The 19,279-nt window shown below is 72.3% G+C and carries 18 protein-coding genes; 4 read left to right on the forward strand and 14 right to left on the reverse strand.

What is annotated here, in order from left to right:
* Window positions 1-139 precede the first annotated feature (139 nt).
* Together ABZ898_RS26740 and ABZ898_RS26745 are read right to left on the reverse strand one after the other, a co-directional pair.
* Complete coding sequence (locus tag ABZ898_RS26740) at window positions 140-760, reverse strand: MSMEG_1061 family FMN-dependent PPOX-type flavoprotein (protein ID WP_361663962.1); 621 nt, start codon at window positions 758-760, stop codon at window positions 140-142.
* Between the two features lie 98 nt (window positions 761-858).
* Window positions 859-1,647, reverse strand: coding sequence for an SAM-dependent methyltransferase (locus ABZ898_RS26745; RefSeq protein WP_361663965.1), 789 nt, complete (start codon window positions 1,645-1,647; stop codon window positions 859-861).
* A gap of 549 nt (window positions 1,648-2,196) precedes the next feature.
* Between ABZ898_RS26745 and ABZ898_RS26750 the strand changes: the two genes are divergently transcribed.
* From ABZ898_RS26750 to ABZ898_RS26765, 4 genes are all read left to right on the forward strand, one after another.
* Window positions 2,197-4,362 carry a transglycosylase domain-containing protein gene (locus ABZ898_RS26750; protein WP_361663968.1) on the forward strand — a complete coding sequence of 722 codons (2,166 nt, stop codon included), beginning with the start codon at window positions 2,197-2,199 and terminating at the stop codon, window positions 4,360-4,362.
* A 66-nt stretch (window positions 4,363-4,428) separates the two neighbouring features.
* Window positions 4,429-5,703 (forward strand): hypothetical protein, encoded by a 1,275-nt coding sequence (locus ABZ898_RS26755; RefSeq protein WP_361663971.1) that lies wholly within the window; start codon window positions 4,429-4,431, stop codon window positions 5,701-5,703.
* A gap of 196 nt (window positions 5,704-5,899) precedes the next feature.
* The gene (locus ABZ898_RS26760) at window positions 5,900-7,012 is read left to right on the forward strand and encodes an amidase domain-containing protein (RefSeq protein WP_361664174.1); all 1,113 of its coding nucleotides are present in this window, start codon (window positions 5,900-5,902) and stop codon (window positions 7,010-7,012) included.
* Window positions 7,013-7,162: 150 nt separating this feature from the next.
* Window positions 7,163-7,789: a pyridoxamine 5'-phosphate oxidase family protein gene (locus ABZ898_RS26765; RefSeq protein ID WP_361663974.1), complete on the forward strand. Its 627-nt coding sequence runs from the start codon at window positions 7,163-7,165 to the stop codon at window positions 7,787-7,789.
* Window positions 7,790-7,868: 79 nt separating this feature from the next.
* Here ABZ898_RS26765 and ABZ898_RS26770 read toward each other — a convergent pair whose 3' ends face one another.
* From ABZ898_RS26770 to ABZ898_RS26825, 12 genes are all read right to left on the reverse strand, one after another.
* Window positions 7,869-8,693, reverse strand: coding sequence for an SAM-dependent methyltransferase (locus ABZ898_RS26770; RefSeq protein ID WP_361663977.1), 825 nt, complete (start codon window positions 8,691-8,693; stop codon window positions 7,869-7,871).
* 69 nt (window positions 8,694-8,762) lie between these two features.
* Window positions 8,763-10,151: an aldehyde dehydrogenase family protein gene (locus ABZ898_RS26775; protein WP_361663980.1), complete on the reverse strand. Its 1,389-nt coding sequence runs from the start codon at window positions 10,149-10,151 to the stop codon at window positions 8,763-8,765.
* Entirely contained in the window at window positions 10,151-11,260 is a 1,110-nt protein-coding gene (locus tag ABZ898_RS26780; RefSeq protein WP_361663983.1) for a phenazine antibiotic biosynthesis protein, read from the reverse strand. Before ABZ898_RS26780 ends, ABZ898_RS26775 begins: the two co-directional genes overlap by 1 nt.
* Window positions 11,261-11,282: 22 nt before the next feature.
* Window positions 11,283-11,666: a VOC family protein gene (locus ABZ898_RS26785; RefSeq protein WP_361663986.1), complete on the reverse strand. Its 384-nt coding sequence runs from the start codon at window positions 11,664-11,666 to the stop codon at window positions 11,283-11,285.
* 29 nt (window positions 11,667-11,695) lie between these two features.
* On the reverse strand, window positions 11,696-12,334 hold the full coding sequence (phzG, locus tag ABZ898_RS26790; RefSeq protein WP_361663989.1) for a phenazine biosynthesis FMN-dependent oxidase PhzG: 639 nt from the start codon (window positions 12,332-12,334) through the stop codon (window positions 11,696-11,698).
* Window positions 12,335-12,362: 28 nt separating this feature from the next.
* A complete protein-coding gene (locus ABZ898_RS26795; protein ID WP_361663992.1) occupies window positions 12,363-13,196 on the reverse strand; it encodes a PhzF family phenazine biosynthesis protein in 834 nt (277 codons plus the stop codon).
* On the reverse strand, window positions 13,196-13,516 hold the full coding sequence (locus ABZ898_RS26800) for a hypothetical protein (RefSeq protein WP_361663995.1): 321 nt from the start codon (window positions 13,514-13,516) through the stop codon (window positions 13,196-13,198). Before ABZ898_RS26800 ends, ABZ898_RS26795 begins: the two co-directional genes overlap by 1 nt.
* The gene (locus ABZ898_RS26805; RefSeq protein ID WP_361663999.1) at window positions 13,513-15,414 is read right to left on the reverse strand and encodes an anthranilate synthase family protein; all 1,902 of its coding nucleotides are present in this window, start codon (window positions 15,412-15,414) and stop codon (window positions 13,513-13,515) included. The genes ABZ898_RS26800 and ABZ898_RS26805 overlap by 4 nt, the downstream gene beginning before the upstream one ends.
* Window positions 15,411-16,034, reverse strand: coding sequence for an isochorismatase family protein (locus tag ABZ898_RS26810; RefSeq protein WP_361664002.1), 624 nt, complete (start codon window positions 16,032-16,034; stop codon window positions 15,411-15,413). The genes ABZ898_RS26805 and ABZ898_RS26810 overlap by 4 nt, the downstream gene beginning before the upstream one ends.
* 56 nt (window positions 16,035-16,090) lie before the next feature.
* A complete protein-coding gene (locus ABZ898_RS26815; protein ID WP_361664005.1) occupies window positions 16,091-17,263 on the reverse strand; it encodes a 3-deoxy-7-phosphoheptulonate synthase in 1,173 nt (390 codons plus the stop codon).
* A gap of 50 nt (window positions 17,264-17,313) precedes the next feature.
* Window positions 17,314-17,775, reverse strand: a complete 462-nt coding sequence (locus ABZ898_RS26820; RefSeq protein ID WP_361664008.1) for a PhzA/PhzB family protein — start codon at window positions 17,773-17,775, stop codon at window positions 17,314-17,316.
* Window positions 17,776-17,912: 137 nt separating this feature from the next.
* Complete coding sequence (locus ABZ898_RS26825) at window positions 17,913-19,109, reverse strand: acyl-CoA dehydrogenase family protein (protein ID WP_361664011.1); 1,197 nt, start codon at window positions 19,107-19,109, stop codon at window positions 17,913-17,915.
* Window positions 19,110-19,279: the final 170 nt, after the last annotated feature.

The raw sequence follows: 19,279 nt of genomic DNA on the forward strand, positions 1-19,279 counted from the left end.
GCATGCGCCGTCGAGACAGCAGACGGATGGTGCCGGCGGAGCGGGTCATGGTCTCAGAATAGGAATCTCTTTCACGGCGGACACCGATTCCGGCGGATACAGAGCGAGCCGCGACGACGCGGTGGGGACTGCGACGGGGTCACCCCTCGGGCCGGGAAGCGGGGTTCCACAGGCCGGAGCGGCGCAGTGCGGCCGGGCAGTGGAGGTAGATCTCGTCGATGTCGACGACGAGTGCCAGTAGGGGGCGCCGGCCGCCCTGGGCCATCGTCTCGAAGAAAGGCGCGTCGGTGAGGATGCGGGCCCGGCCGTTGACGCGGAGCACGTCACCGCTGCCGGGGACGAGATAGAGCAGACCGGCGTGCGGGTTGTCCAGGATGTTGTGGAAGCTGTCGGCCCGCCGGTTGCCGGGGCGGTCGGGGATGGCCAGCGTGGACGGGCCGAGGACGTGGGTGAAGCCCGGCCCGTCGCCGCGCGGCGAGACGTCGCAGTTGCCCCGGCGGTCGGAGGTGGCCAGCAGGCAGAAGGGCGCGCGGGCGAGGATGTCCCGGTCGGTGTCGTCCAGGTGACGGTGCACCTTGTCGATGACGAGGGGGAACGGCTCGCCCAGCAGTTCGCGCAACTCCTCGGGCGAGCCCAGTTCCACGAATCCGGCGGTGTCCGCGCCGTCCGGTCGCGGCGCGGCCGCGTCGATGAACTGGGACAAGCCGACTCCCTCGGTCCGCGCGCGCCGGGAGCGGCCCGGCCCGCGGTCGTGTCGCATGGACCCGTACCGCGGGCCCGGCTGATGGCCCGGCACACATTATCGGACGTTAGGTTTGGCTTACCTAACTGGCATTGCGCTTACCTGTCCGGCATTGCTCAGGGCAGGCGCGCGACGCCCGCGTAGATCCCGCTCTCCTCGGGCGCCGGGGCGTCGCCGTCCTTGAACCACTCCGTGGCCGTGACCAGGCCCGGCTCGACCAGTTCCAGTCCCTCGAAGAAGCGCTGGACGCCCGCGCGGTCGCGGAAGCCGAGCCGGATGCCGCCCTTGGCGTACTCGGCCGTGACCTGCGCGGACAGCTCCGGGAAGATGTCGGAGGAGGCGTGCGAGAGGACCAGGTAGCTGCCCGGGGGGAGGGTGGCGAGGAGGTTCGACACCAGGCCGTAGGGGTCCTGGTCGTCGTTGATGAAGTGCATCAGGGCGATCAGGGACAGGGCGACGGGCCGGTCGAAGTCGAGCGTCTGCCGGGCGTGCTTGATGATCGCGGCCGGGTCGCGGACATCGGCCTCCACGTACTGGGTGGCGCCCTCGGGACGGCCGACGAGCAGCGCCTCCGCGTGCCGCAACACGATCGGGTCGTTGTCGGTGTAGACGATCCGGGCCGTCGGCACGATCCGCTGGACGATCTGGTGCAGGTTCGGCTCGGTGGGTATGCCGGTGCCGATGTCGAGGAACTGGTCGACACCCTGGGTGGCGAGCCAGGCGACCGCGCGGTTCATGAAGGCGCGGTTCTGCCGGGCGCCGTCGCGCGCCTCGGGAGGCAGCCGCTCCCCCACGGCCTCGTCGACGGGGTAGTTGTCCTTGCCGCCGAGCAGCCAGTCGTACACCCGCGCCGGGTGGGCCGTACTGGTGTCGATCTGCCGGGGGCCGGGCGTGGCGGTGGTCATGGGCGGACTCCGTCATGATTCAGGCCGGTGCGAACACAGACGATCATCGAGTGGTGTCGTCATTCTGCATGTGGCGTACGGGAGTTGACCAGGGTGGGGTGCCCGGGGACCGCTCGGCGGGCCGGGTGCGGGGGCTGCCGGGGCGGGCCGTCGGCGCACGATCGCCGACCGGTGCCGATCGCTCCGGAGGGAGAGTGTGACCCATGACCGACCCTGGTCTCCAGGGTTCGAAAGTATTAGCTGATAATTTGTGAAGCTCGCGGGCAGACACGGGGCCAGGGGGAAAGAAATTGGCCACGGGTACCGCCGTGATGGTCACCGATTCCGGCCGGTCCGTCTGCCCACGCGAGCAAGGCCGAGTGGGGAGGGAGACCTGTCGTGACCGAGGCAGGGCGCGGGGCGGACGCAAGGGACGGCGGCCGGCGCGGGCGAGGCCGGCGCGCGGCGCCGAAACGGGCGTGGGGACGCCGTACGCAGGACCCCGAGGGGGAGGCCGGCAACGAGACCGGGAGCGCCCCTGAGGGACCCGCGTTCGAGCCGGAGGCGACCATGCAGCTCCGGGTCGGCACGGTCCGCCCGGACGAGACGATGCAGCTCAAGATCGTCGCGCTGGACGGCACCCGCCCCACACCCGAGCCGGAACCCGGGCCGACGAGCGACGAGAAGCAGGCCGAGGCACGCCGTCCGGGGTTCCTGGCCCCGCTGTTCACCGTGCTCGCCGTGCTGGGCCGCCTCCTCGCGCCGGTCACCGCGAAGCTCGCCCCCTACGCCCGGATCGCCGCCCCCTACGTCCGCAGGCTGCGGCCCGAGTACCCGCGGCCGGGCCGGGAGGACTGGCGGCGCTGGATACCCTCCTGGCGCCAGTGGCTCGCGGGCTGGCTGGCCGCGGTCGGCGTCACCGGCCTGTTCCTTACCGTGGCCTACGCGGCGACCGACGTGCCGACCAACCTCAACTCGTACGCCACCCAGCAGGACAACGTCTACTTCTGGTCCGACGGCACCCCCATGGCCCGTACCGGCTGGGTGCGCCGCCAGGCGATGCCGCTGAAGGACATCCCGGAGGGGGTCCGCTGGGCAGTGCTCGCGGCGGAGAACGAGAGCTTCTACACCGACCCCGGCATCTCCGGCAAGGGCATCACCCGCGCCCTGTGGCGCACGGTCGGCGAGGGGGCCACCGAGGGCGGGTCGACGATCACCCAGCAGTACGTCAAGAACGTCTACCTGAACCAGGACCAGAACCTCGGCCGCAAGCTCACCGAGGCGATGATCGCCCTCAAGCTCGACAACCGGATGAGCAAGGACAAGATCCTCGAGGGCTACCTCAACACGAGCTGGTTCGGCCGCGGCACCTACGGCATCCAGCGCGCCTCGCAGGCGTACTACGGCAAGGACGTCAGCAAGCTGAACCCCAGCGAGGCCGCCATGCTCGCCTCGCTGCTCAAGGGCGCCGGCCTGTACGACCCGACGCTCAGCGCGGCCAACCACGCCCGTGCGCAGGAGCGCTGGTCCTGGATCCTCGACCGCATGGTGAAGATCGGCAAGCTCTCTCCGGCCGAACGCGCCAAGTACACCAAGTTCCCCGAGCCGCTGAAGACCCTCCAGATCTACGACACGGGCAAGCAGAGCGACTACCTGGTGGAGCTGGCGTCCCAGTACGCGAAGAAGAACGCCCACCTGTCGGCCAAGGAGTTCGACCTCGGCGGCTACCAGATCTACACGACCTTCGACCGCAAGCGGGAGAGCGAGCTGACCGACGCGGTCACCAAGGCCCGCGAGGACGCGCGGAAGAAGGACCCCGAGGCGGCGGGCGACGCCCACTACGGGGCGGCGTCGGTCGCCACCGACGGCCGGATCGTCGCGGTCTACGGCGGCCCCGACCACCGCAAGCAGGGCTACAACGAGTCCAACGCGACCACCGTGCCAGCCGGTTCGGCCTTCACGCCGTTCGTCTACGCGGCGGGCCTGGAGCACGGCGTGCACAAGACCCGCGAGGGCCCGGCGACCCCGGTCTCCCCGGAGTCGGTCTACGACGGCAACGACGCGGTGCCCGTCACCACCCCCGAGGGCCCCTACTGGGACCGCAGCGGCCGCAAGGTCTCCGCGCACAACGAGGGCAAACGCTCCTACGGGCCCATCTCCCTGCACCAGGCGATGGCCCGCTCGGTGAACACGCCGTTCATGCAGCTCGGCATGGACACCGGGCTGGAGAAGGTGAAGTCCACCGCGCAGGCGGCCGGGCTGCTCCCCTCCAGCTTCGGCCCGGCGACGCCCGCGCTGTCGCTCGGCACCTCCACGCCCAGCACGATCCGCATGGCCAGCGGCTACGCCACCTTCGCCGCGGAAGGGCGGCACACCGAGCCGTACTCGGTGCGCCGCATCACCCGTAACGGCTCCGGGGTCCGGCTGGACGCGCCCGACCGGCGCCGGGCGGTGAGCCCGCAGGTCGCCCGGCAGGTCAGCGAGGCACTCGGGGACAACTTCCGCACCTCACACCCCACCGCCGCGGCCGTCCCGGCCGCCGGAAAGGACGGGACCACCGAGAAGGACACCGCGCTCTGGTACACCGGCACGCTCAAGTCGGTGTCGACCGCGATCGTCGTCTACCGCATCGACCTGGGCAAGAGCCTGGAACCGCTGCCGCTGGACGGCCTGGCCGGCACCACGGCGAACAGCGTGCCGTACGGAATCTGGTCGCGGGCCGTGGGCGTCGGCTGACCCCCGCCGCCCCGCCCCGCCCCTCCCGGCTCCACACCCGCAACCCGCAACCGGAGATCGATCCGTATGAAGTCGTCGAGCACAGGACGCCGCCGCAAGGCCCGCGCCACCGAGAGCCGCCGCGTGCCCCGCCCCGGCATCATCGCCCTGGCCCTGCTGCTCGTGCTGGTCTCCTCGGTCACGGGGTACCTGCTGCTGAGCAACGACGACGGCACCGCGTCGGCGGTCTCCCCCGCCAAGGAGCCCGGCGCGGCCAAGGAGCCGAAGTGGGACGGCAAGACCAAGGTGCTCGGGGACGGCTCCACGTCCTACACCGGCCCCCAGAAGGGCACGCTGAAGCCCGTACGGCTCAAGCCGGGTGAGAAGCCGCCCCAGTTCGTCGTCTTCTCCTGGGACGGCGGACTGGAGGGCAGCGACCATCTCTTCTCGCACTACCGCGAGCTGGCCAAGCAGTACAACGCCCACATGACGTTCTTCCTGACCGGCATCTACCTGCTGCCGAAGGCCAAGAAGGACCTCTACCACCCGCCGCAGCACTCGCCCGGCGCCGCCGCCATCGACTACGCGACCGACGAGCACATCCGGGAGACGGTCGAGGAACTGCGCAAGGTGTACCAGGACGGCAACGAGATCGGCACCCACTTCAACGGCCACTTCTGCGGCGCCAAGGGCGGCGGGGACTGGAGCGTCGCGGAGTGGAAGAGCGAGATCGACCAGTTCTTCTCCTTCGTGGAGAACTGGAAGACCAACACCGGCTACAAGGACCTCGCCCCGCTGCCCTTCGACTTCAAGAAGGAGGTCACCGGCGGCCGGGCGCCCTGCCTGGAGGGCCAGAAGAACCTGCTGAAGGCCATCAAGGACTACGGCTGGCGCTACGACGCCAGCTCCGCGGGCGACTTCCAGATCTGGCCGGCGAAGAAGGACGGCGTCTGGGACTTCCCGCTCCAGATGCTGCCGTACGAGTCGGGCAAGTACCAGGGCCTGTCGATGGACTTCAACTTCCTGTACAACCAGTCCGAAGGCGAGACCCAGGGCAACGCGGCCGAGTTCCCCAAGTGGGAGCAGCAGACGGTGGATTCGTACATGGCCGGATTCAACCGGGTCTATTTCGGCAGCCGGGCGCCGCTGTTCGTCGGCAACCACTTCGAGGACTGGAACGGCGGCATCTACATGCGCGCCATCGACCAGGTGGTCAAGAACGTGTGCGTCAAGAAGGGCGTGAAGTGCGTGTCCTTCAAGGAACTGGCGGACTGGATGGACGTGCAGACCCCGCAGACGCTCGCCCGGCTGCGCAGCCTGGACCCGGCCCAGTCGCCTGACTGGTCGTCGGTCGTCAAGTGACGTGTGAAACAGTCTGGTTCCACTTGTGCATCCCGTCTTCACACCTGCCCCGCGCGGCATGCGAAGATGCGTTCGCCCGGTCTCTGTCACCGGAGTCCCGGTCTCTGTACCGGCGTAGAGGGGAACATCATTGAAGTCAAGAAAACTGAGCCGTAAGCGGAGCCGCGCCACCATAATCTCGGCGGCGGCCGCCTCCGTGGTGGCGGGCGTCGCCCTGCTGCCGAACTGGAGCGCGGGCGCGGCGGTCACCGACGACCCGACCGTCGACACGGCGACCAAGGCGACCTTCCAGAAGCTGGCGGACGCGGTCTTCACCGACCGCACCCAGGCCCTGGTCGGCGGTTCCACGGAGGGCCGCAAGCAGCGGACCTCCGGTTTCTCCGGCGATGTGCGCCTGTCCGGCACGCAGTCGCGCCAGGAGGACTCCGCGCTCAGCCAGCTGCGCGGCCGCAAGAGCCGTCTGGCCGAGCTGGGCGAGCAGTACAGCGCGGGCAGCACCAGCGTCAAGCTGGACGCCACGGAGGTCAAGGGACGGCGTGCCACGGTGGCCGTCACCGAGACGACGTCGCTCACGTACAAGAAGGTCACCGGCAAGGAGCCCGCGACCACGGGGTTCCAGGCCCACCACGAGCTGACCTTCAAGGCGGACCGCGGCGGGAACTGGCAGCTCACGGGCATCAAGGACACCGATGAGGGCTACCTCGCGGTGAACCAGGTCGCGAAGCCCGAGGTCGCCAAGGTCTCCGTCAAGGCCGACGACGGCCCGCCGGAGGCGCCTCGCGCGGCCACCACGCGGCCCGCCCCGGCGAACCCCAAGAACTTCACCGCGTCCGGCTACGACTACAACGCCATGGCCGCGTACGCGACGAAGTACTGGAGCAAGTACAACACGGAGTACCCCGACTTCAACGGGGCCGGCGCTGGTGGTGACTGCACCAACTTCGTCAGCCAGTCGCTGAAGGCGGGTGGCTGGAAGCACGTTCCCGGTTACACGAACGACTTCCACAAGTGGTTCGGCAACGCCGACATCCAGTCGGACTCCTTCGTCGGTGTGAACGAGTTCTCCTGGTTCGCGCTGTCCTCGAAGCGGGTCACGAGCCTTGCCAACGTCTACCAGGCCGACATCGGCGATGTCGTCCAGATGGACTTCAACAAGGACGGGTCCAAGGACCACACGATGATCGTCACCAAGCGCGACGCCCAGGGCGTGCCCTACGTGACGTACCACTCCACCAACACCTACAACCGGTCGGTGGCGAGCCTCGTCGCGTCCTACCCGACGGCGGCGTTCTTCGCCTACCGCACCTGAGGTGAGTGAGGGCCCCCGTACGGCGCGCAGGTTCCGGCGCCGTACGGGGGCCTTCGCGCGTTCGGGCGCCGGTCCTTTGCGGCTGATCGCGGCCTGGCTAAGGTCGTGCACCGACCAGGTTTCGGCGGGCGTCGCTGTCAGGGGGAGTGGATGAGCCGGTACGCGCGGTTGGCCTTCACCAAGAACGTACGGGGTGTGCAGGAGGAGCGGGGCAGTGCCGAGGCGATGGCCCGGCTGCTCGCGCGGGACACCGGGGAGCCCGACCGGCTGGGGCCCGACGAGGCGGACTTCATCATGGCCCGCGACGGGTTCTACCTGGCCAGCACGGGCGACGACGGCTGGCCCTACGTGCAGTTCCGGGGCGGGCCGCCCGGGTTCGTGCACGTGCTGGACGCGGGCACGCTGGGCTGGCTGGAAGTGCGGGGCAACCGGCAGTACATCACCACGGGCAACCTCCGCTCCGACGACCGGGTCTCGCTGTTCTTCATGGACTACGCGAACCCGACCCGGCTGAAGATCTTCGGCCGTGCCGAGACCCGTGATCCGTCCGAGTTCCCCGAGCTGCACGGGAAGCTGGCCGAGCCGCGCACCGACGGTCCCCTGGAGCAGCTCATGGTGATCCGGGTGGAGGGCCTGTTCTGGAACTGCCCCAAGCACATCACCCCGCGCTACTCGGAGGCGGAGCTGGCCGAGGCGCTGGAACCGGTACGGGAGCGGATGCGGATGCTGGCCGAGGAGAACGCGGCGCTGCGGGAACGGCTCCAGGACCGGGACTGAGCGGCGCCGCCCGGTACGGGCCGCGGCCCGCGGCGGTACGGCCTCCGGTACGGGAGGCGTGCCGCCGCGGGACCGGGTGTCAGCTCGCGGCGAGACGGGCCCGGATCAGCCACAGGCGGTTGGCGAAGCGGCGTCCGCGCGGCTGTACGTCGTAGGGCCAGCGCCCCTCCCCCGCGCCGGGCTGTCCCGGCTCCTTCAGGGACTCCACCTCCCAGCCGTTGGCCTCGAGGAACGGCTCGGGCTCGTCGGTGCCGAAGATCCACGGGGTGCCGTCCTCGGCGAGGCGGTCGAGGAACGGCTTGGAGAACGGGCTGCGCAGCAGGGTCCGGCCGAGGATGTCGAAGGTGAGGTGGCTGCCGGGCGCGGAGGCGGAGGCCAGCAGGCGCAGCAGCCCGCCGGCCTGCTCCTCGGTGAGGAAGAAGGTCAGCGCCTCGGCGACCCACAGGGTGGGCCGGGTCCGGTCGAAGCCGGCCGCCTCCAGGTCGGGCAGCCACTCCTTGGTCAGGTCGGCGGACACCTCGTGGCGCCGTACGGTGGGCTTGGCGCCCAGCGCGTCCAGCCGGCGCCGCTTCTCGGTGATGAGCGGGCCGTGGTCGACCTCGTAGACGTCGACGTCGTCGGGCCAGTCGAGCCGGAAGGCGCGGGTGTCCATTCCGGCGGCGATCAGCACGACCTGGCCGATGCCGCCGTCGGCGAGCAGGTCGCGGATGGCGTCGTCGAGGAAGCGGGTGCGGATGGAGATGAACGGCAGCAGCCCGCCGCCGGTGTAGCGGTCGATCAGCTCGAAGCCCTTGGGCTCGGCGAGGGACCGGGCCAGCGGGTCGACGTAGAGGGCGTCCTCACGCTCGGACTCCAGGGCGCGGGCCGCGGCCATCCACTGTGCGGTGTACGAAACGGCGTGCATGGGTGTGGTGGTCCCTTCGACAGGTGCGCGGTAGGTGCGCGGTTCAGCAGGGCGGGTGAGAGGCGGGGCTCAGGTGCGGACGACCGCCTTGGTGCGCATCAGGAAGTCGCCGAGGAAGCCGTCGTGCGGCAGTCCGGGCGCGATGCGGTAGGTGGGTGTGTCACCGACGTAGACGTTGCCGATGGTGGGTTCGGCGAGCAGCGCGTCGATCAGGTCCTCCCTGCGGGTGAGCGCGGTGACGACGAGGCTGTCCCGCAGGACGGCGGTGCCGGCCTCGGGGGTCCAGGGCGCCACCCAGACGCAGGGGAAGGGGAGTTCGACGCCGAGCTGAGGTGCGTCGGGCCGGTCGGCCTGGTGCACGGCCGGCCGCAACGCGGCGCTGCCGTCGCCGAGTTCGGCCACGACCCCCTCCGCGCCCAGCCAGGGCCGGGTGCCCGCCGCCCGGTTCGCCAGGTGCGCGCCGAACGCGCGTGCCGTGGCGAGGGGCTGGACGGGCAGCACGGCCTTGTCGTCCTCCGGCGCGAGGGCGGGCAGCCCGCCGAGCCGTTCGGCGAGGGCCGCGCACAGCGGCGCCGGGTCGCCCTCGACGAGGACGGCGGTGGCGTTGACGCAGCCGGTGCCGCCGTGGTGGGCGACCGAGTCCACGATGGTGTCCAGGTGCTCGCGCCAGTCCGTGTCGGCGGTGACGAGGATCTTGGAGCGGCCCGGCCCCTGGGTCAGCACCGCCGGGTCGGTCCGGTGGCGCCGCACCGCGTCGTCGCCGCCGTAGACCATGCCGAGGTCGGCGCCGCGCAGCAGTTCACCGGCCAGCTCGTGCCCGGTGGGCAGGAACGCCACCTGGTCCGCGCCGAGTCCGGCCTCGCGCAGCGCGGTGATCAGCCGGTAGGGGGTGAAGGGCTCCCGGCGCGAGGGGCGGACCGCGACGCGGAAGCCGAGCGCCAGCGCCTCCGGCCAGAGGCTGTGGGTGCCGGGGTGGTTCCCGGCCGCGTTCACCGCGAAGACCTCACCGCGCCGGGTCCACACGGCGCGCCCGGCGCGGGTGAGCGGGTCGCGCCAGTCGTCGCGGGCGTCCACCGGGCGGGCCCGGCGGGCGCTGTCGTACGCGGCGGCCAGGCGTTCGCCGATGGCGTGGGTGGCGGTGCGGACGACCCCGAGGGGCACTCCGCCGACCCGGCTGACGAGGTGCTCGTGCTCGGCGACGGTCAGCCCGCCGAGCCGGCCGGTGGTGAACAGCTCGGCCGCGCGGGCCAGTACGGCGGCCCGCCGGTCGGGGGCGGGCGGCTCGGCGCGGCGCAGCGCGGTCAGCGCGCGGTGCAGGAACACACCCGGCACCAGGCTGAGCCGGGCGACCGGCGTGCCGGCGACATCGGTGACCGTGAGCCGGTTGCGGGCGCGGTACGGGCCGCGGGGCCCGAGCGCGTCGAGCTGGGGCAGTTCCTCCTCCGCCTCGGCGGGCATCAGTAGACCCCCTCGATGACCGTCTCGTTCTCGAAGACGCCGACCGGGGCGATGTCCGCGACGGAGTCCCCCGTGCCGCCCTCGGGCGGCCGGACGCGGGTGGCGAGGTCGCGTTCGAGGTTGTTGGGCAGCAGGAAGGACTTGCTGACGTGGTGGGCGACCACCCGCCCGCGTTCCCCGTACGCGACGGGCCGGCCGCTCTCGGGGTCGACCACGCCGAAGGTGACCCAGGGGTCGAGGGTGTCGAAGACGCAGGGTCCGTCGTCGGGCAGGCCCGGCCGCTCCCCCGCGAAGCCGAGGATCATCGTGCTGCCGTAGTTGCCGCTGAGGACGGTGCCGGGGAAGACCTCGGTGCGGTACAGGTGGCGGGAGTCGGCGTCCATCTGGGTGCCGCCCCAGCGGATCGCGCGGACCTTGTCGTTGACGAGGTCCACCAGGTCGTCCCGGCGGGCGAGCCGCTCCAGCAGGGGCGGGGTGATGGTCATGACGCCGATGTCCTGGGTGCGCAGCACCTCGGCGGCCTGGTCGACGACGTGCTCGGCGTAGGCACCGGCCTCGGGGCCGCGGCCCTCGGCGATGGCGCGCTTCACCCAGCGTGGGTCGAGGTCGACGCGGAACCCGTACCGGCCGTGGGTGGTGGCGGAGCGCTGGAAGTACTCGCCGACGATGTGCGGGCCGCCGGGGACCAGGCCAAGCCAGTCGGTGCCGCGCGGGAAGCCGTGGGCGTCGAGGGCCTGGTTGCTCCAGTGCAGGGTGCGCTCCAGCCAGTCGCGGAGCAGCACGATCCGCTTGGGCGCGCCGGTGGTGCCGCCGCTCTCGTACACCCCGACGACGTCCGGGCGGTCGCCGTATCCGCGCGGGACCAGGTCGGCGGCGGGCACGTGCCGCAGTTCGGCGGCGACGTTGGGGAAGAGGGCGAGGTCGGCGTGGGTGCGGACGTCGCGGCGGGGGTCGAAGTCGAAGGCGGTGGCCCGCTTGAGCCAGAACGGCGATCCGGTGTCCGGGCCGAAGTGCCAGGCCATGGCGGCCTGGACGAATTCGTCCGGGTCGGGGCGGGTGCCGTGCGGTGGTTCGAGGATGCGGTCGGTCTCGGCGATGTCCAGCGTCATGGCGCGTCCCAGGTCGGGGTGGTCAGGAGTGGGGTCCGGCGGCGAGGGCCACGGGGTTGCCGTCGGGGTCGGTGACGTAGGCGATCCGCTCGCCCCACGGCATCTCCACCGGGTCGCGCAGCGACGGGACGCCGGCGTCGGTGAGTTCCTTCAGCGTGGTGTCCAGGTCGTCGACGAGGACGAACATCTCGAACCGCGGTCCGGTGCCGACCGCGCTGCCGTGGCGGTCGGCGGGCCAGTCGGCGTCGACCACGGCGAGTTCCGCCGTGCCGCGTGCCAGGGCGACGTAGGTGGGCTCGCCCTCGGGCGGGTTCTGGCGCGTCCGGGTGAAGCCGAGCCGTTCGTAGAAGGCGGCGGTCGCCGGGACGTGCTCGGCGAAGATCAGGGGGAAGGCGCGTTCCTGCACGGCGGGCCGGCTCCTTGAGTCGGGGGCGGTCATGGCTGGAGCCGGGTGACGTGCCACCGGGCGCCGTCGCGTTCGTAGCGCAGCCGGTGGTGCATCCGGTCGGAGCGGGCGGACCAGAACTCCACCTCGTGCGGGACCAGCCGGTAGCCGGTGAACCGGGCGGGGCGGTCCAGGGCGGCGCCGGTGGCGGCGAGGGACTCGGCGGCCGCGCGCAGCGCGTCGGGGTCGGTGAGGGGTTCGCTCTGCTGGGAGGCGGCGGACATGGCGTGCAGCGGGACGGGCCGGGAGTGCCACAGGGCGTCCGCCTCGGCCTCGCCGATGGGGACGGCCGGGCCGCCGACGCTGATCTGCTGGGAGGTCTCCCGCCAGTAGAGCAGCCCGGACGCCCAGCCGGTCTCCTCGATGTCCCGGCTCTTGCGGCTGGTGCTGTGCGTGGTGAACAGCAGGCCCGTCTCGTCGATGCCGCCGAAGACGACGACGCGGGTGGAGGCGCGGCCGCGCTTGTCGGCGGTGGCCAGGGCGAGCGCCCTCGGCTCGCGCACCCCGTCCTCGACGGCCCGGGCGAGCCAGTCGCGGACCAGGCCCAGCGGCTCGGCCGGCGGGTCGTCGTACTCCGGGAAGCGGCGGTCGGTGCGCCCGGTGAGGCTCTCGAACTTGCTGCTGTTCATGCCGTGCCTTTCCTGGTGTCGGTCCCGCCTAGACGTAGAGGGTTCCGCGCCCCACCGGGACGCCGTGGCCGCCGACCCGGACGGAGGCGACGTGCTCCCCGGTGCCGTCGGCGGTGGCGAGCATCAGGGAGGGGCGGCCCATCTCCACGCCCTGGAGGATCTCCAGCGGCTGTCCGTAGCGGGCGAGGCCGTGCCGGGCGAGGTGGATGGCCAGGGGGCCCGCCGCCGATCCGGTCGCCGCGTCCTCGACGACGCCGTAGGCCGGGGAGAACATCCGGGTCCGCCAGTGCGAGCCCTCCCCGGCGAAGCAGTTGGCCGCCATGTCGGGGAAGCGGGACAGGGCGCGGTGGTCGGGGCGGAGCGCGGAGAGCGCGGCGGTGCTCTCCAGTCCGACGAACACGTGGCGGGGCCCGTTGCGGTAGATCTCGACCGGCGCGGTGGAGGCGGTGACGCCGAGCGCCCGGAGCAGTTCCTCCGCGTGCTCGTAGGGCTCCCAGTGCGGGTGCGGCTGTTCCATGCGGACGGTCACCGCGCCGTCGTCGTCGCCGAGTTCGACGGGGATGGTGCCCATGGCGGTCTCCAGCCGCAGCCGGTCGCGCTTGAGCACCTCGCCGAGCGCGACCGCCGTACCGAGCAACGGGTGCCCGGCGAAGGGCAGTTCGTTGACGGGGGTGAAGATGCGGATGCGCGCGTCGCCGCCGTCGCGGGCGGGGTGGACGAAGGTGGTCTCGGAGAGGTTCATCTCCCGCGCGATCCGCTGCATCGTCCTGGCCGTCAGGTCGCCGGCGTCCAGGAAGACGGCGACCGGGTTGCCGTACAGCGGCTTGCGGGAGAAGGCGTCCACGAGCAGGTACTCGTGCATCAGCGGGACTCCTCGGGGACCTGGGGCAGGTGGGCGGGGGCGGCGAGGGCCTCGACGGCGAAGCCCATGCGGTGGTCGGGAGGGCGGCCGATCAGGTCGGCGGCCCGGTTGGGCGGCAGCGGGTGGCCGTCGGGCCGGTCGGTGTCCCACACCATGACCGCGCCCCACCGGTTGTGGGCCGGGTCGGCGACCCAGTACTTCACCCGGAGGCCGGGGACCTCGGCCCAGTCGCCGGTCACCCCCTCCGACAGGTGCTCGTTGAGGGAGCGGATGCTCTGCGGTGAGTCGTGCAGGTCCCACCAGGCGATCTCCAGCCTCATCGGGCGAGCACCCCCCGCAGCGCGTCGCCGAGCAGCCGGGGTCCGTCCACGGTGAGCACGGACTCGGCGTGGAACTGGAAGGAGGCGAAGTGCGGTCCGCGCAGCGCGTCGACCTCGCCGGTGTCCGGGTCCCGGCTGACCGCGATCTCCCCGGTGCCGGGTACGTGGTGGTGGTCGGCGGGGCTGACGGCGGCGAACGTGTTGTAGTAGCCGACGCGTTCGGGCCGGCCGAACAGGCCGATGGTGCGCTGCAGCCCCTGGTTGGGTTCCGCCCGGCGGATCAGGGGGAACCCGAGGCGGCGGCTGAGCACCTGGTGGCTGAGGCAGACCGCGAGGAACGGCAGCCGGTCGCGCAGCAGCTGGGCCACGGCGGCGTCCAGTGCGGCGATCTTCGGGTCGGCGGTGTCCTGCGGGTCGCCGGGGCCGGGGCCCATGACGACCGCGTCGAAGCCGTCGAGACGGCCGTGCAGCCGGTCGTAGCGCAGCACTTCGGCGGTGGGTCCGAGTGCTTCGAGCTGCTGGACGATCATCGCGGTGAAGGCGTCCTCGGCGTCCACCACGAGGATCTTCAGTCCCTTCAGTTCCGGGACCGTGAGGGCGCCCGGGGCCGCGGTGGCGAGCCAGAAGCCGGCGATGCCGGCGTTGCGGCCGGTGAGGGCCTCGCGGATCTCGGGCCGGTCCGCGAACCGCGTGGCGGACGCCGGGGGCACGTCGGGTCCGGCCGCCGCGCCGAGCGCGTGCAGCAGCCCGGCCGCCTTGGCGCGGGTCTCGGCGGCCTCCGCGCGCGGCGAGGAGTGGCGTACGAGGGTGGCGCCGACGGCGAGGCGCAGGCGCCCGTCGGCGGCGATGTCGGCGGTGCGGATGAGGATGGCGGAGTCCAGCGAGCGGCTCCCGTCGGGCTCGCGGCTGATCAGCGCGGCGACGCCGCTGTAGTAACCGCGCCCCTGGGGTTCGTGGCGCTGGATGACGCGGGCCGCGCTCTCCACGGGGCTGCCGGTGACGGTCGGCGCGAACAGGGTCTCGCGGAGGATGTCGCGCAGGTCGCGGCGGGTGCGGCCCTCGATGAAGTACTCGGTGTGGGCGAGCCGGGCCATCTCTTTCAGCCGGGGGCCGGTGACGCGGACGCCGGGCTCGCAGACGCGGGACATCATCTTCAGTTCCTCGTCCAGGACCATGTACAGCTCGTCGGTCTCCTTGCGGTCCCGCAGGAACTCGGTGAGACCGGCGAGGTCCGGGCCGCCGGGCGGGTAGCGGTAGGTGCCGCTGATGGGGTTCATCACGGCGTGGCCGTCCCGGACGGAGATGTGCCGCTCCGGGGTGGCGCCGACGAAGGCGCGGCCGCCGACGTGGATGACGAAGGTCCAGTAGGCGCTGTGCTCGACGGCGGTCAGGCGGCGGAAGACGGCCAGCGCGGTGTGCGGGGAGTAGCCGTCGAGGTCGGCGAGCAGGGTGCGCCGCAGCACGAAGTTGGCGCCCTCGCCGGTGCCTATCTCGTCCGCGACCACGCGCCGCACCTTCTCGGCGTACTCCTCGTCGGACAGGTCGAAGCGGTGCCCGCTCAGGCCGACCGGGGTGTCGGGCAGCCGGTCCAGCACGTCGGCGAGGGGCAGCTCGGCCTGTTCGGTGACGGTGAGCGCGACGAGCGGGGAGCCGTCGTCGGGGGCGGCGAAGTCCCGCTCGGCGAGCTGGCGGTAGGGAACGAGGACGAGGACCTCGTGGGCCGGCCCGGCCGTGCCGTCGGGCAGCGGCAGCCCGGCGAGCGTGGCGGGGTGGCAGACGTCGCCCAGGAGCACGTCGACGCTGCCGGGGGTGCCGCTCTCCGGCCGGTGCAGCAGGGCGAAGTCGTGGTCGCCGGGGGCGGCGAGCAGGCGGGCGAGGAGGTCGCCGGGCGGGCTCACCGGAACACCTCCGCGCTGGGCAGGACCACCCCGCAGCGCTCGGCCACGTAGTCGAGGGCCAGGCGGTGGCGTTCGGCGGAGAAGTCGGCGACGGCGTCGGCGGCCAGGAACACCTGGATGTCGTTGCCGAACGCCTCGACGGCCGTGGCGAGCACGCCGATGTGGGCGTACACCCCGCACAGCACGAGCTGGTCGCGTCCGGCGTCGCGCAGCCGGCGCAGCAGGCCGGAGCGGTGGAAGGCGCTGTAGCGGTACTTGGTGAGCATCCAGTCGCCGGGTTCCGGGGCCAGCTCGGGGACCACCTCGCGGTCCTCGGGGGCGGTGCGCATGCCCGGTCCCCAGAAGTCCTTGAGCAGGCCGCGGTCCTCGTCGGTCATGCCGCCCGGCTGCGCGGTGTAGGCGACCGGCACGGCCAGGCTCGCGGCCCGTTTGCGCAACCGGGCGGCGTTGCCGATCAGTTCGGAGCGCAGCGGGTCGGGGAGGGAGCGGAGGAAGAAGCGCTGCATGTCGTGGACCAGCAGGGCGGCGCGCCGCGGGTCCGGCGTCCAGTGGGCCGTGTTCGCCGGGAGGCTGTCCGCCGCCGGCAGGGCGTAGGAAGCGATACGTGGTATGCCGACCACCAGTCGGCTCCTTTCGGGGCGGGAGTCAGATGTGGCCTGCCGGGGCGCGGCGGGTGTCAGGCCAGGGTGTGGGCCCATCCGGTGACCAGGCGCATCGCCTGGCCGGGGTTGAGGCGGGGGTCGCAGAACGTGGTGTGCCGGTCCCCCACCCGGCCGAGCTCGGAGATGTCGGCGGCGCACTCGGTGACGTCGTCCGGGGTGGTCTCCAGGTGCAGTCCGCCGTTGACGCCGCCGCTCTCGGCCAGGGCGGCGCCGAACCCCTCGATCTCGGCGAGCATCGCGTCCACCAGGCGGGTCTTGTGTCCGGTGGGGCCGGTGATGGTGTTGCCGTGCATGGGGTCGCACAGCCAGATCGCGGGGTGCCCGGCGGCCCGTACCGCCTCCACCAGCGGGGGCAGCCTGCTGGCCACGAAGTCGGTGCCCATCCGGGCGACCAGCACGAGCCGGCCCGCTTCGCGGTGCGGGTCGAGGCGGCCGGCCAGGGCGGTGACGTCGTCGGTGGTGGTACCGGAGCCGATCTTGCAGGCGACCGGGTTGAGCACCTCGGCGAGCAGCCGCACATGGGCGCCCTCGGGCAGGCGGGTGCGTTCCCCGATCCAGGGCAGGTGCGTGGAGCCCAGGTACCTGCGGGTCCCGGCCGGGCGGAGCATGGGCAGTTCGTAGTCGAGCAGCAGGGCCTCGTGGCTGGTCCACACCCGCTCGGCGTCGGGCCGGCCCGCGTTGACCGCGTCCAGTTCGCGGACGATGTCCGTCGCGGCCCGGTGGCAGGTGAGGATGCGCTCGGGGTCGGGGCGCCGGCTGACCGCGTCGGGCTCGGGCGCGTTGACCATGTGGCCGCGGAAGACGGGCAGGGTGATGCCGCCGACCTGCTCCACGGGCTTGGAGCGGGGCTTGGCGAACTGCCCGGCGATGCGGCCGATCCGGAGCACGGGCTTGCCGGTGACGGCACCCGCGGCGTCGGCGAGCCGGTCCAGCAGGTCCGTCTTGCGCCGTACGTGACGGGGGGTCGACTCCGCCGGGTCCTCGGCGCAGTCCCCCGCCTGGAGCAGGAGGGCCCGGCCGGCCGCGACGTCGGCGAGCAGGCGGCGCAGCCGTCCGGCGGCTTCCGCGGTGACCAGCGGCGCGGAGGTGCCGAGGGTGTCGCGCACCCGCTCGACCGGCCGGGGGTCGTCCCACTGGGGCTGCTGCAGGGCGAGTGACGTTCGGATGTCCTTCACTGAGGGGCGCACGGCTTCCTCTTGCGGGGTCGGGGCGGGGACCGGTGGCCGGTCGGCCGGCGTCAGGTCGGGATTCCGTCGCGGCGGACCGCGGGGACGTCGATACCGAGGGCCCGGAACTGCTGGCACGGGTTCATGAACTCGCGCTGCTGCTTGATCTTCCCGTTCTCGAAGGTGAAGGAGTGCAGGAAGTGGTTGCGGTAGAGGCCGGGCTCGTAGCCGGGGAAGAGGATCTGGCCCTCGCCGTCGCACTCGACCCAGAAGCGGTCGGGGTCCTGGGTGTCGAAGATCTCGACGTTGATCCACGCCCAGTCGGGGAAGCACTTCAGCGACCAGACGGCGTGGTCGCCGAGGCGGTCCCGGCCGCTGATGACGATGGGCTCACCGGTCTCGGTGGTCCACAGTCCGCCGGTGCCGTCCTCGGTGAACAGCAGGTGCCGCTCCAGGCGGTCCTGGCCGCGGGTGTTCATGTACCTGGCGACGACGGCTCGGTTCTGTTCGCGGATCTCGTGCTCGTCGGACATGTCTGGTCTCGCTTTCCGTGGCTGGGAGGCGAAGGACCGCCGCCGCCCGTCCCGTCGGCGCGGGCGGGGGGCGCGGGCCCTGGAACACATCGGAACGAAAGGGGTCGCGCGGGGTTGCTGCCGGGTCCGCCGGGAGGTCAGACCAGCATGCTGACCGTGCGCGGGTCCTGACCGACCAGGGCGCTGCCGTAGACCTGTTCGGGGACGCCCATCCCGAAGCCGGCGTGCCGGCTGCCGACATGGATGTCGCGCCACAGGCGCTGGAGCGGGTTGGACTCGTCCAGGGCGGAGGAGCCGTAGAGGGTGACGATGTCGTCGACGGCCCGCCGGCACTGCTGGACGACGTGGGTGGCGTCCATGCGGGCACGGGCCCGGGTCAGCAGGTCGGGGTTCTCGCCCGCCCGGGCGTGCTCGTCGACGCCGTCGGCGAGGCGGCGGGCGTGCAGCCGGGCGGTGTCCAGGCGGGTGGCGGCGGCCGCGAGGGCGAGCCTGGCGGTGGGCGACTCGGCCTGGCTGGCGAAGGTGGTCCCGGCGACGCGGCGGGTGCCCGCGTGTTCCAGCGCGTGGCGCAGGGCGGTGTCGGCGCCGCCGAGCAGCGAGCCGATCAGGCCGACCATGAACACGCCGGTCAGGCTGTTCCGGTAGCGCCGGTCGGGCGCCACCAGGCCGTCGGTCTCGCCGTCGATGAGCGGTTTGTAGGGCAGGAGCCGGTGGGCGGGCACGAAGACGCGGTCGGCGACGACCGTGTTGCTTCCGGTGCCGCGCATGCCGACGAAGTGCCAGGTGTCGCGGACGGTCACCTCGGCGGCCGGCATCAGGGCGAAGTGCGGCTGGAGGCCGGTTCCGGTGTCGGCGAGCAGCAGTCCGCCGATCCATTCCGCGTGCAGCGAGCCGGAGGCGTAGGGCCATTCGCCGCTGACCCGGACCCCGCCGTCGGCCGGCTCGACGGTGCGCACGGGCGCGCCGAGGATGAGGGCGGTGCGGGCGTCGGGGTCGTCGCCCCAGACCTCGGCGCGGGTGCGCTCGGGGAAGAGCGAGACGACGAAGTTGCCGACGTTGAGCACGCCGGTGACCCAGGCGGCGGAGGGACAGCCGCGGCCGAGCTCGGTGCAGACCTCCAGCAGGGTGCGCACGGAGGTCTCGTGGCCGCCGTTGCTCCGGGGCACCAGGAGCCGGGTCAGTCCGGCGCCGGTGATCCGGGCCATGACCTCGTCGGGCAGGCGCCGGTCGCGGTCGCTGTCGGCGGCGCGCTTGAAGAGTTCCTCGCGGAGGCCGGCGGCCTGGTTCACCAGCTCCGCGGCATACGCGTCGACGTCATTACCTGAACCGCGCAATTTCTTTTTCCTTCCGGATTTTCGGGACACGAAAGGCCCCGGTGCGGATGGCGCTCCGGACGATTGGCGGCGGGTTTCCCCGGCCGCCCCGGCATCGTACGTGGGCCGGTTCGGCACAGCCACCCCCGTCGAATTCGCGGCGCCACATACGAAACTGTCCGTTCCGCTTG

Origin of the sequence: Streptomyces sp. NPDC046860 (assembly GCF_040645115.1) — a bacterium.
In the GTDB taxonomy this organism is placed as follows: domain Bacteria; phylum Actinomycetota; class Actinomycetes; order Streptomycetales; family Streptomycetaceae; genus Streptomyces.

Excerpts from the sequence above, each read along its gene's own strand:
- ABZ898_RS26740 (WP_361663962.1), bottom strand. The coding sequence starts at position 760 with ATGCGACACGACCGCGGGCCGGGCCGCTCCCGGCGCGCGCGGACCGAG.
- ABZ898_RS26745 (WP_361663965.1), bottom strand. The coding sequence starts at position 1,647 with ATGACCACCGCCACGCCCGGCCCCCGGCAGATCGACACCAGTACGGCC.
- ABZ898_RS26750 (WP_361663968.1), top strand. The coding sequence starts at position 2,197 with ATGCAGCTCCGGGTCGGCACGGTCCGCCCGGACGAGACGATGCAGCTC.
- ABZ898_RS26755 (WP_361663971.1), top strand. The coding sequence starts at position 4,429 with ATGAAGTCGTCGAGCACAGGACGCCGCCGCAAGGCCCGCGCCACCGAG.
- ABZ898_RS26765 (WP_361663974.1), top strand. The coding sequence starts at position 7,163 with ATGAGCCGGTACGCGCGGTTGGCCTTCACCAAGAACGTACGGGGTGTG.
- ABZ898_RS26770 (WP_361663977.1), bottom strand. The coding sequence starts at position 8,693 with ATGCACGCCGTTTCGTACACCGCACAGTGGATGGCCGCGGCCCGCGCC.
- ABZ898_RS26775 (WP_361663980.1), bottom strand. The coding sequence starts at position 10,151 with ATGCCCGCCGAGGCGGAGGAGGAACTGCCCCAGCTCGACGCGCTCGGG.
- ABZ898_RS26780 (WP_361663983.1), bottom strand. The coding sequence starts at position 11,260 with ATGACGCTGGACATCGCCGAGACCGACCGCATCCTCGAACCACCGCAC.
- phzG (WP_361663989.1), bottom strand. The coding sequence starts at position 12,334 with ATGAACAGCAGCAAGTTCGAGAGCCTCACCGGGCGCACCGACCGCCGC.
- ABZ898_RS26795 (WP_361663992.1), bottom strand. The coding sequence starts at position 13,196 with ATGCACGAGTACCTGCTCGTGGACGCCTTCTCCCGCAAGCCGCTGTAC.
- ABZ898_RS26800 (WP_361663995.1), bottom strand. The coding sequence starts at position 13,516 with ATGAGGCTGGAGATCGCCTGGTGGGACCTGCACGACTCACCGCAGAGC.
- ABZ898_RS26820 (WP_361664008.1), bottom strand. The coding sequence starts at position 17,775 with ATGTCCGACGAGCACGAGATCCGCGAACAGAACCGAGCCGTCGTCGCC.